The following is a 14444-nucleotide window of genomic DNA, read 5'->3' as shown; positions in this document are numbered from 1 at the left end:
AATGAACATGTTAGAAGCGCCGCTGCTTCCTGTAGCTCTTCGGAACTTTGACGAGTCTCGATACCTGGAATCCAATCCGCACGCGCGCCACGCGTTAACTTCGGGGGAAGCCGCCAGCGCGCTCGACCACTATCTGCGGTTCGGAATCGACGAGAACAAGCACTCCACCATCCGCCGTGAGCCGGGCACCGTGGCATGCTCGGTCGAACGATATTTGGTGTCGGAGTCGGGGTTCTGCCTGATCATTGGCTGGCTCGCGGATGAAGGCTGTGAAACTCCGCGAATGAAGCTGATCGGAGGCGATTTCACCGTCGAGTTGCCGCGAACCGCATGTTTCAGGCAGGCCCGGAAGGATGTCGAACAACACATCCGCGAGGGCGCCTACGACTATGGGTTTGTTGGGTTCGGTCAGTCCCCTTCGAAATCTCTTTTGAAGCAGTCACTTCTGTTTCAGGTGGCGTCTCTGACTGGCACATTTCAGACAAAGATTACTCCGGAGATTGTGTCGGACAAGCGCCTTCTAAATACGTTGCTGCAGATAATCGCGACGTGCGAATCTCATTCGGGTAAACAGGCAGCTCTGAATGGCTTTCTTTGCGGAGCCTCAGGAACAGCTCTCATTCAACTGTTTCGGTCTCACGTCGCATCGGCCGTATCCAACTCCTACGTTGAGCGCTTCCGGCCACGAAAGGTGTCGAGCTCATTCGTCACCGTATTATTCGGCTCAACCGAGCCTATCAAACTTCAGCCGATGTTATTCCGGGAGGCTGGGATCGATTTCGGCGAATGGATCTACGTCTGCAACTCGCCAGAGGACGCGGACGAAGTGTTGCGATACGCGCGTCTGATGTCGGACCTTTATGACGTGATGATCACTGTCATTGCCCTGGGAGACAATGCAGGCTTTGGCGCGGCAAACAATGCAGCCATCGATCATGCCGCAAGCAACCGGATCTTCATCATCAATCCCGATGTATATGCCCTCCCCGCTTATGCACGCCAGATGAGCCAAGTTCTGGCAGATACCAAGCTTGGGAAGACGCTATGGGGCGGATTGTTGTTCTATGATGATCACAATCTCATGCATTCAGGCATGTTCATCGACAAAGATGAGTTCGTCCGACGCAACTCTCTCAACCGCACCGACGATTCCGTGCTGGCGCCATACGGACGCCTGTTGCGCGTCGAACATTTTGACAAGGGCGTACCGTTCTCCGAACGAGAATGGCAGAAGCCAAAAGTTGTGCCTGCGATAACCGGCGCCGTAATGGCCTTTGAAAGGCCAATGTTTGAAAAGCTTGGAGGATTCTCTACACGCTACATTTATGGTCACTACGAAGACGCCGACCTGTCGTTACGTTGGAACGCTTCGAATGGACCTGTTTGCATACACCCGCAAATTCGCCTTGTGCATTTGGAAGGACAGGGTTCACGCGCTCGCGGTGAAGAATATCGCGGCGCCTCCATGGCGAATCGCCACTTCTTCACCGCCGAACATGGCGCGTATTTCGACAAGAATCTCGCCAAGACAAACAGGCGGACGCCATGAAGATTGTCTACGTCAGCTATCTTCATCCTTCAATAGCGCCGGGCGGCGCTCAACAGGTGGCGTACGAAATGTTTCAGGCTAGCCTGAAGCGCGGACACGATGCCTATTTCATAGCAGCGCTCGAAGCCAATCATGATCAAATCTACGGCAAACCCGGCGCGCCCATCGTCCCTGTCCAGGGCGAAGAGCGGCAGTACTTCTATTTCCCGCAGTATTACGACTTCCTCCACCTTTCAGTCGGCGATTGGCGCTCGATCCAGTTCTTTCGGGAATTGATCGAGCGGATCAAGCCAGACGTCATTCACTTCCACCATTATCATCGCGTCGGAGTGGAATCGATTCGTGCGGCCAGGATCGCGGCTCCTGATGCGGTCATCTGCTTCACCTTCCATGAGATGATGGCGATATGCATGGCCGATGGCCAAATGGTGAAGAGAGGCTCGCGTGATCTTTGCCGATCAGCCTCCCCTGTTTCGTGCAACAAGTGTTTCCCGGATCTTCGCCCGGAGTTTGTGACGCTGCGGGCGGCCCGCCTGAAAGCCGCTCTCGGGGAGTGTGACGTTTTCGTTTTTCCATCCGAGTTCATCGCCGAGCGATACGTGGAGTGGGGGCTGCCTCAGGAGAAATGCGTCGTCATACCAAATGGCCAGACCAACCTTGGCGCCACATTCGACCGCAGCCAGCATTCGCGGCAAGTCAATCGCTTCGGCTTCTTCGGACAATTCATCGACAACAAGGGCGTAGACGTCATATTCGATGCGCTTCTGTTACTTGGCAGAGAACAGCGGCTTCCGGCACAAGGCATCGTTGTCGAGATAAATGGCGGCAATAAGCACTACGCGTCCGGTCCTTACATGGATCGGATCAACCAACAGGTAGAAGAACTCCGCAAATCCCAATTCGGCAGGATCACCGTGCGCGAGAACGGGGCCTACGGTCGTGATCAACTGGCCGAACGGATGGCATCGATCGATTGGGTGATCGTTCCGTCAACCTGGTGGGAGATATTTGGTCTTGTTGTCTCTGAAGCCTGGATGTTCGGCCGGCCCGTCATCGCTTCTGCGATCGCAGGGCTGAAGGAAAGAGTGATCCCGCAAAAGAACGGATTTACTTTTCTACCACGAGACGGCCGATCGCTGGCGGCTCTCATGTTGAATCTGGTCGGAAACGAACAGCAATGGATCGCGACAAACCGATCCATCGAGCAGCCCTGGAGCGACGACGAAATGTTGGACGCTCACCTGACCCTTTGGAAGGAGTTTTCACCTGCCGTTTACGATCGCCGCCAGGTTGACGCGGTGGCGGTCTGACCCAGGGAGGGCCGGATGACTCCTTTTACGCAGCAAGTTTCATTCCGGAAGCGAGGCTGTTCGCCGATATTCGCAGCCATCGGCCTTTCGCTTCTCAGTAACATGGGAAGAACCAGGTATCCTGGCGAGTATGAGTAAGCGAGTTCACACGTGAATCTAGCAACACCCCTATTCGACAATTCGCTCCCTGCCATTCGAACCTCGATCGCAGGGATATCCAATGCGAAGTACGAACAGCTAACCGATGGCTCCAAGGAGATTTACAAACAGGTCCTGCGCATCTTCGAACGTCATAAGCTCGAATATTTCCTGTTCGCAGGCGCAATCGTCGGCTACGTGCGGAATGGCCGTATGCCCCCGTGGAATGATGATCTGGACGTCATCATTTTCGAGGATCAGATTCAGATCTTCGAGAACAGAATCCTGCCCTTGCTGCGAGAGTGCGGCTACGCTTGCTGGCCGGTGGCTGCGCCCTATACCGGGGGAGGATACCACATCCTAGCATTACAGCAGGACGCAAATTCCCGCCGCGCATCCATCGAACTGGCCGACGGGATACCCGTCGTCGTGCCGTGGGCGCAGATAGACGTATTCTATACAAGCGTCGATGAAGCGGGCTTTATAAGAAATCTGTCAAACTGGGGCATGTACCATACAAAAGAGGTCCCCGAAACGTGGGTCAGGCCGGGCACATTCATTCACCTGGATTCGTTTCGCGCTCGTGTCTTCAGCAATTATGAAGACGACATTCGGCACGAGTACGGCAACGTGGCCGCCAATATCGTTGTTCATTCACACGATAAAGTTGCGCTCAAGTTGATGGGATCTGACTGGGAAAAATTCGAGTTCGACTATGACGCTTTGCTGTCCACGAGGGTAAGAGGCATACCGCCGAGCTTGAGCCGAAAGCGACTTGCCGAATTCGTACCGGATGCGAACCGAAGATTCGAGACGTCGGCTGACGAAAACTTCGACGCCATTGCGAAGACGATCTGCGAAGACGCGCTGGGCCATGTCACCCTGACCGGAGCTGACCAGAGCTTCTGGGTCCTGGATTTGAAACGTTTATTCCCAAGCGTCAAACTTGAGGTTTTGATCGGGACAGAGAGAGAGGCGAAACGAGCAGTTCACCTGCGGCGCTTCATCGACAGCGTACAATTCTCCGATCCGACGATTCGTAAGATTTACGAGGATTGTCTGCTCGCCAACGATACCACTATCTCAAGACGGAGTGGTTCAACATGACCAATGTGATCACCTATGGAACCTTTGATTTGTTTCACGTGGGTCACGTTCGCCTGCTGCAGCGTCTGCGAAGCCTCGGAGATCGTCTCATCGTTGGATGCTCCACTGATGAGTTCAACGACATCAAGGGAAAGAAGTCTGTCATCCGATACAACGAGCGCGCTGAAATTCTTTCAAGCTGCAAGTATGTCGATCTGGTGATACCCGAGGAAACGTGGGAACAGAAATCCAGCGACATCCGAAAGCACGACGTCAGAATATTCGCCATGGGCGACGATTGGGTCGGAAAATTCGATCACCTGTCTGCGGAAACCGGCTGCATCGTGACGTATGTGAGCCGAACCTCGAATGTTTCCACCACCGATATCAAAGGGTATCTACGAAAAATCGATAGCGATACAATTGCGTCGATGAAGAACAAGATCGATCATTTACGTGCGCAACTGGAGAAGTACTAGGCCCTCCAATCCAATAGCGAGGGTTTGGACCCGTCCCGATCGTCGGATACGGAAATGAGAAAGCAGCGCCTGTTCGTTCGATCAACGCTTTCAATTCTCTTACTGCTGTTCTCAGGAGCTTCTGGCATCCTGTCAGCAACCGAGATCTGGATCGCCCCTCAAGCCTCTGTTCCACCTTCTCCCCTGAATCGCGCAGTCGATTTTCTGGATATGTTCAGATCTGACGCCCCTTGGCGGAAGACGGCTCAAGCCGTCAGCGTCTTCAAGCTCTACGGATCGTATCTCGAACATGCTCCTCAGGATCAAGTGAACCTGATCGTAGAGAATCTCAATGCTCGTCGTATTTCGATCGCCGTTGAAGCGGGGGTGCTGAACACTCCGGTGGCCAAGCCGGCATGTGGAGGCCCTGGGGTCGAAGGTTACTCGACGATCGCCCGCGCGAAATTGATTTCAGAAAAGATCAAGAAGGCGGGAGGCTCGATCGCGTATGTCGCAATGGACGAGCCGCTGTGGTTCGGGCGCTATTACAAAGGGCTCCCCGGCAAGAAACCAGGATGTCGTCTCTCGGTAGAGGAGGTTATCGATCTTGTGATGCCCGTGCTTCGGGTCTATCGCGACGATTTTCCGGCGGTGAAGATCGGAGATGTCGAACCGAGCGGCGTCGCATATCAGCCGGAGTGGCAAAGTGACCTACAAAGATGGCTTCGCGGCCTTCGCGAACGGCTGGGGTCACGCATCTCATTCATACAATTGGACGTGCCGTTTTCAGCCGGCTCGCGGCAGGTCGCCGCTGCGCTGCGTTTTTATCAGCAGTTGGACGTCTTGCGCGCGGAGAACCTGATAAAAGATATCGGCATTATCTATAACGGACTACCGACTGATCGCACCAACAAAGAGTGGATCGATAACGCGCAGAATCACATCAAGTTATTCGAGCACGGCCATAAGCTTCGCCCCCAACAGGCGATCATTCAATCGTGGACGCCGCGCCCAACGCATGCCTTGCCGGAAACGGACCCAGAGAGTCTCACGAGTCTGGTTCTATACTATGCCAGGAACTTTGACGGCGCGAAATGAGGGGAGCTGCGTGCATGATCAATCAAAGGTTGGCTGAAGCTACATCAAAGTGCGGCACGTGATGGCAGGAAAGACGATCATCCACGGCGGAGGCCAAATAGACGGGTATGCACAAACCAACTCGATCGAGGCGGTCCTTGCCTCGCTCGCAGCTGGCGAAAGACAGATCGAACTCGATTGCGTTAAACTGGCTGACGGCTTCGCATTGGCCCACGACGAGGCTGAGCAGAGATTTTATGGAGTTGAAAACAAGTTCGCGTCAATAACTCGGGACGAGTTTCAGCGACTGCGGGTATTCGAGAAATTCAATCCGGTTACGTTCGACATGGTCGAACGGCTCTTGAAGATTCTACCAGACACAAAGATAATCATCGACGCTAAATTTCCGGACTTCCAGTTTCCTGGCTTTCTCCAGTTCTTGACCAACAGCCACGCGTCCCTTCTGGACCGGCTATACTATCAGGTCTATCGGCGTGAATGGGTTGACTTGTGTCGCCCGTTCGGAATCCGAAAGGTCGTGATAGCCTTGTGGAAGCACTACGACTCGGATCCCTACTCAGACGCGGCCTATGACTTCGCTCGCTATGCAACGTCGACGTTGGACCCGCTCGGAATAAGTGTCAGATGGAAAATTCCCGGCAAGCAAACAGAAAATCTTCACCGGGCGGGTATGACGCGCCTGGCGAATTTGGCCGACATATACTTCCATGGCCAGGACATTTCTCTGTGCAGGGAAAAGGAGCTTCTCGATACTGGCATTAATTTCTTCAGTTCATATTCGCTAGGCAGTTTACCCGACGGATTTGATGCCGGATCTTACAAGAAAAAACATGCTGACCTGATGCATTTGAGTGACCTGTGCGCGGCTTGCCACTACCTGGAATTTGGCATTCGGGAAGGCAGGGCATTTTAAGTCACAGGAAGCTCATAACTCATGGCTCCGGCTGCTCACTGTACTTGCCGAGAACAGCTCGATCTTCTGTAGGCTCAATCGCGTGCGCCTGTCGGCATGGTCGACGCCGCGAGACAGGTTTACCGCCTTGCGGCTTGCCAACATTTCTTCAGTTAGGGAAAAAACGAGATCGAGATGCAAGAGACGGCGAAGAACCCGACCGGAGTCGGGTGTCCATAGCCAAGATGTATAGCCGAGATAGACGTCCATCGTCGTGCCGTTTCTTCGTCGGCAGGCAAGAAGGTGCCTTTCAGCGACAAAAGAACCGCTCGACCGATCAGCACTCGATGAACGAAAGCACGTGACTTTCGCGATCAGTTGACAGAACCAAAAGGCAGGATGGAGACCGTCTCACCGTCATGATCAAGAATGGTGATGCATATCCCATTATCATTCAGGTCGGGCATGTCACCCAACATCTCCCGAGCCAGGAGGGTACCGTACATAACGGCCTCCTCATGGGTCTGCAGGGGAACCTTGATGGGTTTCGATTTGCGCTCGGCCAAGTCTGTAATGATGTAGCTGAAAATCGGCATGATGAGTGAGTACCGCCTAGGTTCATTGTCGCTAAAGGAAGCGAGGAATTCGCAAGGGACAGGCAAAGAGGCCCGCTAGAGGGCGCTGCCTCTTTATTTTAAGGCTGACGAGTAATATCCGTTGATAGGGACAGCTGTTGCTTTTGTTATCGATCGTTTCTTAGACCATCACGCGCTCCACCGCCAGTCCGGATTGCGTGGGTCTCCCTCGCTGCGGATCGGTATATTTTTAGAAGCTTTGACCGACGATCAGCGAAGCTGGAGGAACGAGAAACAGACCAAAACGCCCGGCCTCCATCCGCGTCCGGACGCCCGGACGGAAGCGGGCTAATCGACTTCTGGCGTTCCATCATCTGCAATCGGCCGGCGCCGGAAAACCAGCTAACGCGGTTTCACTGCGGTCATCGCATTTTGCTCCTTCGAAAAAGAGGAACGGACGGCGCGGAAAACTGTTGCCAGCGAAACAAGGGAGTTTCCTATGGCAACCGTCAACCCACGTTCTACTGCGCAGATAGCCGGCCACCCAATCCATCCCATGGTGATAGCTTTTCCCATTGCCTGCTTTGTTCTGGCCTTCGTTTCCGATCTTGCTTTCGCAGCGACTTCGAATGGATTTTGGGCCACGGCCTCGCTGTGGCTGCTCGGCATAGGCCTCATTACGGCCGGGCTGGCAGCCGTGACAGGCCTTGTCGAAGTGTGGGGCGATACCCGTGTGCGCAACCTGTCGGATACGCGGCTTCACGCGATTGGCAATGCCATCGCTCTGATGATTGCGGCTTTCAACTGGTACTGGCGGTTCGATAGCGGCGACTCTGTCATCGTTCCGACCGGCGTCGTGCTTTCGGGCCTCGTCGTGCTCGGCCTGGCATTTTCAGGCTGGAAGGGCGGCGAGATGGTGTTTCGCCACCGGGTCGGAGTCGCGGACTAAAAACGAGCACGGCTTCCCAACCAGTCTCTGCCGTTCCGTCCAATGCAATCGACCACCTTGCTGGCGGCCGACCTTGACCCGAGGATGGGATACCCGCTCGCGTAAAGAAGACGCATTAAAAGCAGCTCACACCGCCTACAATTAAAGGTTCCCCCAGCCGCTTGCGGCGACCAGTCGCTGTCAATCTTGCGCGAAACTAAAAATGCGGGCGGCGGGGTCAGGCGAGTTCAGAGGGCGTGAGCAGCGCGACCGGCAAGGTGGCGAACAGGTCGCGGGCCGGAAGTGATCCTTGCGAGAGCGTGAGTTCGCGTCCGCTGAACAGCTCTATCCATCGCCGTGGAGCAACTGCCGGCAAAGTCAGGACGCAATCCTCCCACGCGTCTATTTGATTCCCACGGGATGGGTATAAAGCCACGGCGGTCACCAGTGTGCTGGTATCGCGGGTGCGCATGAACGCACAGAGACGATCTGCCTGCGGACCTGTGGCAGGGAGTGCTTCGTATGAGCCCTCCATGAAGAGTTCCGGTTCGCGTCGGCGCAGCGCCAACGTCTCGGCAATAAGGCGAAGTTTCAAACGGCCGTCACGCCAGTTTTCCAGGAGCTCCGGAAGTTCGCCGCTGCCGGATTCCAGAGACGCCAGTGATGCTTTCCGGACGTCATAGTCAACGGGACGACGATTGTCCGGATCGACCATGCTGAAGTCCCAGAGTTCCGCACCCTGATAGACATCAGGTACACCGGGCGCCGTGAGCTTCAGTACGACCTGGATGAGACTGTTAAGGGCGCCGAGGCCGGCCACGCGCTGCTGAAACGCAGAAAACGATTCCAGGAAGGGATTGGTGCGCGAGGTGTCCAGCGCATAGCGAATGAACTCCAGCACGGCGTCTTCGTATGCCGCGTTTGGCGCGACCCAGGTGGTATGGACCTTGGCCTCGCGCATCGCTTTCGTTACGGCGCCTTCGATCCGCTGGCGAAAGGCATCCACTTCCTCCGGATCGAGCTGTCCCGCTGAGAGTTGCGCCGGCCACGCCCCGATCAGGAGCTGATAGAACGCATATTCGTCATTGCGATCGGGCGGCGCCGCCTCCCCGGCTCCTGCGTTGCGCGCCCGCAGCATCCGGCTCCAAAGTGCGATATATTGGGCCCAATCGTCCGGTATTTCCGACAGCACGGCCAACCGCGCCCGCGTATCCTCACCCCGCTTGGTGTCGTGTGTGGCGGTGCTCAGCATGGCATGCGGCGTTCGCTTCGCCCGCTGCGCATTGGCATGATGGAACGCGGATATGCTTACACTGAATTGGTCAGGATGGCCGCCGACCTCATTCAGCGCCAGCATCCGGTTGTAGCGGTAGAAGGCGGTGTCCTCGAGGCCCTTGGCCATAACAGGGCCGCTATATTGCTGCGCGCGCATTGCGACGCGAACGACCTCCACGCGGCTGAAACCGCTACGCGGCTCGGCGACGAGATCGCGGGTCAGAACCTGATGGAGGAAATCGAAGACGCTGGGGTCCAGGGCGGCGCCATTGCGGCGGGCCTGGGCCATGGCCCAGTCGATATCGCGGCGGTCGGCTTGGGTGGGCGCGCTCCGTCCGTCGACATACGTGCGGTAGACGGGGAAGACGGCGATGATTTCTTTCAGCGCGCGCTGCAGAACGTTATTGGTGAAATCGGCGGTCCGCGGATTCGAACGCGCCACCCGGGCTGCCTCCCGGGCCAGCACGTTCAGCTCGCTCGCCATTTCATTCTCCATGATCCGCATTTTCGAATCGCGGACGATGGCGCTGAACGGCGCCCGTTCGCCGGTGAAGTCGGCGTAGAGAGACGTGAGGCGTTCCTCGCCCGCGGGGTCGTTCAACAGACCGGTGACGAGATTGGCGAATTCGTAGCCGGTCGTCCCTTCGACATCCCAGTCCTCACGGAGAGTTTCATGGGGTGCGAGGATTTTCTCGACAATGAGATAGAACGGACGCGGCGCCTTTTCCCGCAGGCGCAAACAATATCCTTTCGGATCGAGAAGGCCATCGACGTGATCCAGCCGAATCCCGTCCAGTACGCCCTGCTCAAGCAACCGGAACACCAGCGAGTGCGCATGATCGAAAAGCTGAGGGAGCTCCATCCGGATCCCGGCCAGATCATTGATGTTGAAGAAGCGCCGGTAGTTGATGTCATCAGCCGCGACGCGAAAGTGGGCCGCGCGCCAGTGCTGGTCGCGGATCAGCGCGTCAAGCTTCGACCAGCTTCGCAGATCGCCAGCCTCGCCGTTGAAACAATCCACCGCAGCCTGGATCGCGATCATCAGATCCGGGTTTTCCCTGACTGACTCCGCCAGCTCCAATTTGAGATCCGAGGCCCGGCGGGCGATATGCGGCCGCCATGTCGAGAGGTGCGCGAACTCGTCGCCAAGGCGCTCCAGGTCCGGGTGGCTATCGCCGAGGACGCGCTCGTAATGAAGCGGGCTGATGGGGAGCTTGTGGGTGTCGTATGCCCACACGGCCAGGGAGCCGGCATCAGCATCAAATCTGAGACGGAGCGCGCCCGACTGGAGTTCGGCACCGTACTGCTCGCCCAGGAAGGGCACCAGCAGTTTGCCTTGCAGATAGCGGCGATCCGACTCCCAATCGATATCGAACCAGCCGGCGAATTGCGAATCCGGACCCCATTCGAGGACGTCCAGCCACCACGGGTTGTCCGCGCCGCCCACCCCCATGTGGTTCGGGACGAAATCGAGGATCTGGCCGAGACCGTTCGTCCGAAACGCGGCGACCATCCGCTCGAAGGCTGCGATGTCGCCCAGTTCCGGATTCAATTCGGTGTGGCTGACGATATCGTAGCCGTGCGCGCTGCCGGGGCGGGCCCGCAGATAAGGCGAGCAATAAACATGGCTTATTCCCAGCCTGGCGAGATAAGGCGCAAGCGCCGCCGCCCGGTCGAAGCCGAAATCCTTGTTGAATTGCAACCGGTAGGTGGCGCGCGGGATCGGCTTGCGATCAGGCTGGTCCAGTCGATCAGGGGTCATCCCGGCATGTCCGCCGCCGATTGATGTTATCAAAAGAGGTCGCCGGTACGTAGACCCGGTCTACGAACGTTGCGGTGTGGTGGAAGAAAGCCTCTTTCAACCTTTGAACGCTGCGAGGGTTCCAGCAAAAAGCCTGAGTGATCGCGCCGTGCCTGACTTAAACAGGTTGCGCCGACGGAAATTGAGACGCGATCCCTGTACGAGGCCCGCCAGTTATGTCCCGCAGAACGTCTGCCGGACTTCTTCCTCCGGTCGGGGCGGCTTCGCATAGTCAGCAAACTTCGGCTGGTCGTCGAAGGGATGCGCCAGCACCTCGACGAGTTCGTGAAATTTCTCGAAGCGTCCCGCTTCGGCATCCCGAATGACCGCTTCGATGCGGTGATTGCGCGGGATGAACATCGGATTGACGGAAAGCATCCCGGTGCGTCTCATCTCGGCCGGCCGCTCTTCAAGCGACAGGCGCTGCCGCCACCGTACGGCCCATTCGTCGAAAGCGGATGGGTCTGTGAATAGCGAGCGCACGTCATCATCAGCTTTCTCATGGACGGCGGCTTCGCACAAAGCGCGGAAAGTCAACGTAAAGTCCGCATGATTTTCCGCCATCCGGTCCAGGAGATCGGACGCGAGTTCGAGATCGCCTTCCATCTTGAGAGCGAGGCCAAGCTTTTGACGCACCCCTGCAAGGTACGCGTCATTGAAGTGATCATCAAAGCCGGCGATCGAGGCATTTGCGGATTCAATCGCCTTGTCACCGCCGTCCGCTATCAGCGGCAGCAATGCCTCGGCGAACCGCGCCAGATTCCAAGCCACGGCGGCGGGCTGATTTGCAAAGGCATAGCGGCCGAACTGATCGATCGAGCTGAAGACCTTGTCAGGCCGGTAGGCGTCGACGAACGCGCACGGCCCGTAATCGATCGTCTCGCCGGCGACCGCGGTATTGTCGGTGTTCAGAACACCATGGATGAACCCGACAAGCATCCATCTTGCCGACAGCCGGGCCAGCGCTATAACCACCGCATTATAGAAGGCCAGATACGGGTCCTCGGCCGAGCGCGCTTCCGGGTAGTGCCGGGCGATGGCATAGTCGGCCAGAGCGCGCAGGTTTTCGATGTCGCCCTGTGCGGCGAAATACTGAAACGTGCCGACACGCAGATGGCTCGACGCAACGCGAGTCAGGATCCCGCCCGGCAGCACGCGCTCGCGCACGACCTGTTCGCCGGTCAACACCACGGCAAGCGAGCGTGTCGTCGGAATGCCGAGCGCGGCCATGGCCTCGCTGACGATGTATTCGCGGATGACAGGACCGAGCGCGGCGCGGCCGTCGCCGCCCCGGGAGAAGCGGGTCCGGCCCGAACCTTTGAGCTGAAGATCAAACCGTTTGCCCGCCACGTCTACGACCTCACCGAGCAAGACGGCCCGCCCGTCGCCGAGCTGTGGCACGAAGCTTCCGAACTGGTGGCCTGCGTAAGCCTGCGCGATGGGCTCGGATCCAGGCGCGATCTCGTTGCCGGAAAGAACAGCAACCCCTTCCGGGCTTTTGAGAAACTCCGGATCGATGCGCAGCCGGCGAGCCAGCGCATCATTCACGCGCAGGAGTTTCGGCGCTGCCACCGCTGCCGGCTTCACGCGCTGATAAAAAGCGTCCGGTAACCGCGCATAGGTGTTGTCGAACGGAACGGGCGCTGCCGCATCCGCGGGCGCCACACACGACTTTTCTGCAAGCTGGCTCATGCGCTTAAAGTCGTTCCTCCGTTCCGAAAAAGCAAGGTTGAGCGTTGGACCTGAATGAGCTGCACCTTCTGGACATCATGATGAGCGAACATTAGGCTTTATGGCGAGGGGCGCGCGATCAGAGAGCGTGGAAGCATATGGTTCCTCAGTGGCAGTATCAGGTTCGATTCGATGTCGTCGATGCGGCGATCTCGGAATCGATACGACGAAAAGCGCAAGACCCGGCGCTAACGCGCCTCTTCGAGATCCTCGCCCGACACCGGGCCGTGCCGAAATCCCAGTTCGATGCCTTTTCGGAGTATGTCACCGCGGCAGAAGAGCGCGGCGTCGATGGCTATCCGCTTTACCAATGGACCAAGGCGACGATTGAGAATCCGGCGAAGAAGGAGAAATATCTGAAATCCTTCACGCTCTATGTGGACGATCAGGAGGTCTATGCCAAGGAGATTGCGGACGGTCTCGAGTCCGATCTGCAACCGCTCGCCACGAGCGGACTCATAACGCGAATATCCAAGTACGATACGAATCCCGACAATAATCCTCAGCCGCCGCGGCGTGGCGGCAAGGGTTAGACTTCGTCATGTGTCGTGCGGCCGGCGATCATCACTCATCACGGCGATCAATGGCACCGATCATTCGCGTTCGGCCATTCATAAGCGCTTGCCGCACGCCTCTTCAGGCATGGCGAGCGATTTGCGCCGGGTAAACTCGGTATCGGACAGCGCCGTGAGGAAGGCGATCAACTGCCTCACCTCGGCCGCGTTATGCGTCAGCCCGTGCCTGGAGATCGCCTCATCGAGCGTCCGCGCCGATCCATCGTGCCACCAGGGGCCGGTGAGCGCGACGTTGCGCAGCGAGGGCGTCCGGAACTTGCCACGGTCGGCGTCCATCCCGGTCTTTTCGAACAGTCCCTGATCGGCCAGCGCGGGATCGACCGGGCCCAGACGGTGCATGGCCAGATCCGTGAAGTTAGGTCCTGAATGACAGCTCACGCAATCGCGGGCGAACAGCACGGAACCAGCTTGTGCCTCCGGACCAAGCTGCTGCCGGTCCCAGGCGCTGCCGTAGGAGATCAGCGTGCGTTCGAAGCTCGCCAGCGCGCGCGCCACGTTGGGAAATTCGATGCGACCGCCATCGTCGGGAAAGGCGCGCGCGAACATCGTCCGGTAGCAGCTATCGCGTCCGAACCGCCTGCCGATCTCAGTTTCGCGCCCCGCCATACCCATCTCGACCGGATGAGTGCCGAATACCGGGATCGCCGCCTGCGTCTCAAGTGTCTTGGTCGCCGGATCGGCAAAGTTCAGCGGCGTGAACCAGGCGACATTGGCCAGCCCGGGAACATTGCGTCGTCCGGACTCGTCGGTCACGCCGGGATGGGTGCGGTTGCCATCGGCGAAACCGTGCTTCTGCTCGTGGCAGGTGGCACAGGACATGGTGCCGTCAGCCGACAGATCGGCGTCGTAGAATAAACGCCGCCCAAGCTCGACCTTGGCGGCGGTCATGGGATTGTCGGCCGGAATCGGCGGCGCCGAAACGCCGGCAGGCAGCGTCCAGCGCCATGTCGGGGCTGGCCGCAACAGGAACCCGGCTGACGACAACATGACCAGCAGGAGCCCGGCTGACAACAACGGACGCGAGAAAC

Annotated in this window: 12 protein-coding genes; 8 read left to right on the top strand and 4 right to left on the bottom strand. The window is 57.7% G+C overall.

Translation table 11 applies throughout. The features are described from left to right. Positions 1 to 7: 7 nt before the first annotated feature. The 6 genes from NB311A_RS06820 (at position 8) to NB311A_RS06795 (ending at position 6552) form a co-directional block, all read left to right on the top strand. Positions 8 to 1549 (top strand): glycosyltransferase family 2 protein, encoded by a 1542-nt coding sequence (locus NB311A_RS06820; protein ID WP_245256955.1) that lies wholly within the window; start codon positions 8 to 10, stop codon positions 1547 to 1549. Further along, positions 1546 to 2859, top strand: coding sequence for a glycosyltransferase (locus NB311A_RS06815; RefSeq protein WP_009797766.1), 1314 nt, complete (start codon positions 1546 to 1548; stop codon positions 2857 to 2859). Before NB311A_RS06820 ends, NB311A_RS06815 begins: the two co-directional genes overlap by 4 nt. Positions 2860 to 3009: 150 nt before the next feature. Beyond that, complete coding sequence (locus tag NB311A_RS06810) at positions 3010 to 4104, top strand: LicD family protein (RefSeq protein WP_009797765.1); 1095 nt, start codon at positions 3010 to 3012, stop codon at positions 4102 to 4104. Further along, positions 4101 to 4562 carry an adenylyltransferase/cytidyltransferase family protein gene (locus NB311A_RS06805; RefSeq protein ID WP_009797764.1) on the top strand — a complete coding sequence of 154 codons (462 nt, stop codon included), beginning with the start codon at positions 4101 to 4103 and terminating at the stop codon, positions 4560 to 4562. Before NB311A_RS06810 ends, NB311A_RS06805 begins: the two co-directional genes overlap by 4 nt. A gap of 54 nt (positions 4563 to 4616) precedes the next feature. Next, positions 4617 to 5639, top strand: a complete 1023-nt coding sequence (locus NB311A_RS06800; RefSeq protein WP_009797763.1) for a hypothetical protein — start codon at positions 4617 to 4619, stop codon at positions 5637 to 5639. 61 nt (positions 5640 to 5700) lie between these two features. Further along, on the top strand, positions 5701 to 6552 hold the full coding sequence (locus tag NB311A_RS06795) for a hypothetical protein (protein ID WP_009797762.1): 852 nt from the start codon (positions 5701 to 5703) through the stop codon (positions 6550 to 6552). Between the two features lie 353 nt (positions 6553 to 6905). Here NB311A_RS06795 and NB311A_RS06790 read toward each other — a convergent pair whose 3' ends face one another. After that, complete coding sequence (locus NB311A_RS06790) at positions 6906 to 7127, bottom strand: hypothetical protein (RefSeq protein WP_009797761.1); 222 nt, start codon at positions 7125 to 7127, stop codon at positions 6906 to 6908. 478 nt (positions 7128 to 7605) lie between these two features. Here NB311A_RS06790 and NB311A_RS06785 point away from each other — a divergent pair, with 478 nt between their 5' ends. Beyond that, positions 7606 to 8055, top strand: coding sequence for a DUF2231 domain-containing protein (locus NB311A_RS06785; protein ID WP_040674166.1), 450 nt, complete (start codon positions 7606 to 7608; stop codon positions 8053 to 8055). A 217-nt stretch (positions 8056 to 8272) separates the two neighbouring features. On the opposite strand, the gene treY is transcribed toward NB311A_RS06785, so the two are convergent. Together treY and NB311A_RS06775 are read right to left on the bottom strand one after the other, a co-directional pair. After that, positions 8273 to 11071 (bottom strand): malto-oligosyltrehalose synthase, encoded by a 2799-nt coding sequence (treY, locus tag NB311A_RS06780; RefSeq protein WP_009797759.1) that lies wholly within the window; start codon positions 11069 to 11071, stop codon positions 8273 to 8275. 213 nt (positions 11072 to 11284) lie between these two features. After that, positions 11285 to 12802, bottom strand: a complete 1518-nt coding sequence (locus NB311A_RS06775; protein ID WP_009797758.1) for a YdiU family protein — start codon at positions 12800 to 12802, stop codon at positions 11285 to 11287. A gap of 137 nt (positions 12803 to 12939) precedes the next feature. Here NB311A_RS06775 and NB311A_RS06770 point away from each other — a divergent pair, with 137 nt between their 5' ends. After that, on the top strand, positions 12940 to 13374 hold the full coding sequence (locus NB311A_RS06770; protein ID WP_009797757.1) for a hypothetical protein: 435 nt from the start codon (positions 12940 to 12942) through the stop codon (positions 13372 to 13374). Positions 13375 to 13452: 78 nt separating this feature from the next. Here the strand turns inward: NB311A_RS06770 and NB311A_RS06765 are convergent, their stop codons facing one another. Next, entirely contained in the window at positions 13453 to 14427 is a 975-nt protein-coding gene (locus NB311A_RS06765) for a cytochrome-c peroxidase (RefSeq protein ID WP_245256953.1), read from the bottom strand. Positions 14428 to 14444 lie beyond the last annotated feature (17 nt).

Source organism: Nitrobacter sp. Nb-311A, assembly GCF_000152905.1.
Classification (GTDB): Bacteria; Pseudomonadota; Alphaproteobacteria; order Rhizobiales; family Xanthobacteraceae; genus Nitrobacter.
Note: the sequence above shows the minus strand (reverse complement) of the source record. Positions and strands in the feature narration are given on the sequence as shown.

Coding starts and splice junctions, on each gene's coding strand:
- NB311A_RS06785 (WP_040674166.1), top strand. CDS start 7,606: ATGGCAACCGTCAACCCACGTTCTACTGCGCAGATAGCCGGCCACCCA.
- NB311A_RS06800 (WP_009797763.1), top strand. CDS start 4,617: ATGAGAAAGCAGCGCCTGTTCGTTCGATCAACGCTTTCAATTCTCTTA.
- NB311A_RS06775 (WP_009797758.1), bottom strand. CDS start 12,802: ATGAGCCAGCTTGCAGAAAAGTCGTGTGTGGCGCCCGCGGATGCGGCA.
- treY (WP_009797759.1), bottom strand. CDS start 11,071: ATGACCCCTGATCGACTGGACCAGCCTGATCGCAAGCCGATCCCGCGC.
- NB311A_RS06795 (WP_009797762.1), top strand. CDS start 5,701: ATGGCAGGAAAGACGATCATCCACGGCGGAGGCCAAATAGACGGGTAT.
- NB311A_RS06805 (WP_009797764.1), top strand. CDS start 4,101: ATGACCAATGTGATCACCTATGGAACCTTTGATTTGTTTCACGTGGGT.
- NB311A_RS06815 (WP_009797766.1), top strand. CDS start 1,546: ATGAAGATTGTCTACGTCAGCTATCTTCATCCTTCAATAGCGCCGGGC.
- NB311A_RS06770 (WP_009797757.1), top strand. CDS start 12,940: ATGGTTCCTCAGTGGCAGTATCAGGTTCGATTCGATGTCGTCGATGCG.
- NB311A_RS06820 (WP_245256955.1), top strand. CDS start 8: ATGTTAGAAGCGCCGCTGCTTCCTGTAGCTCTTCGGAACTTTGACGAG.
- NB311A_RS06790 (WP_009797761.1), bottom strand. CDS start 7,127: ATGCCGATTTTCAGCTACATCATTACAGACTTGGCCGAGCGCAAATCG.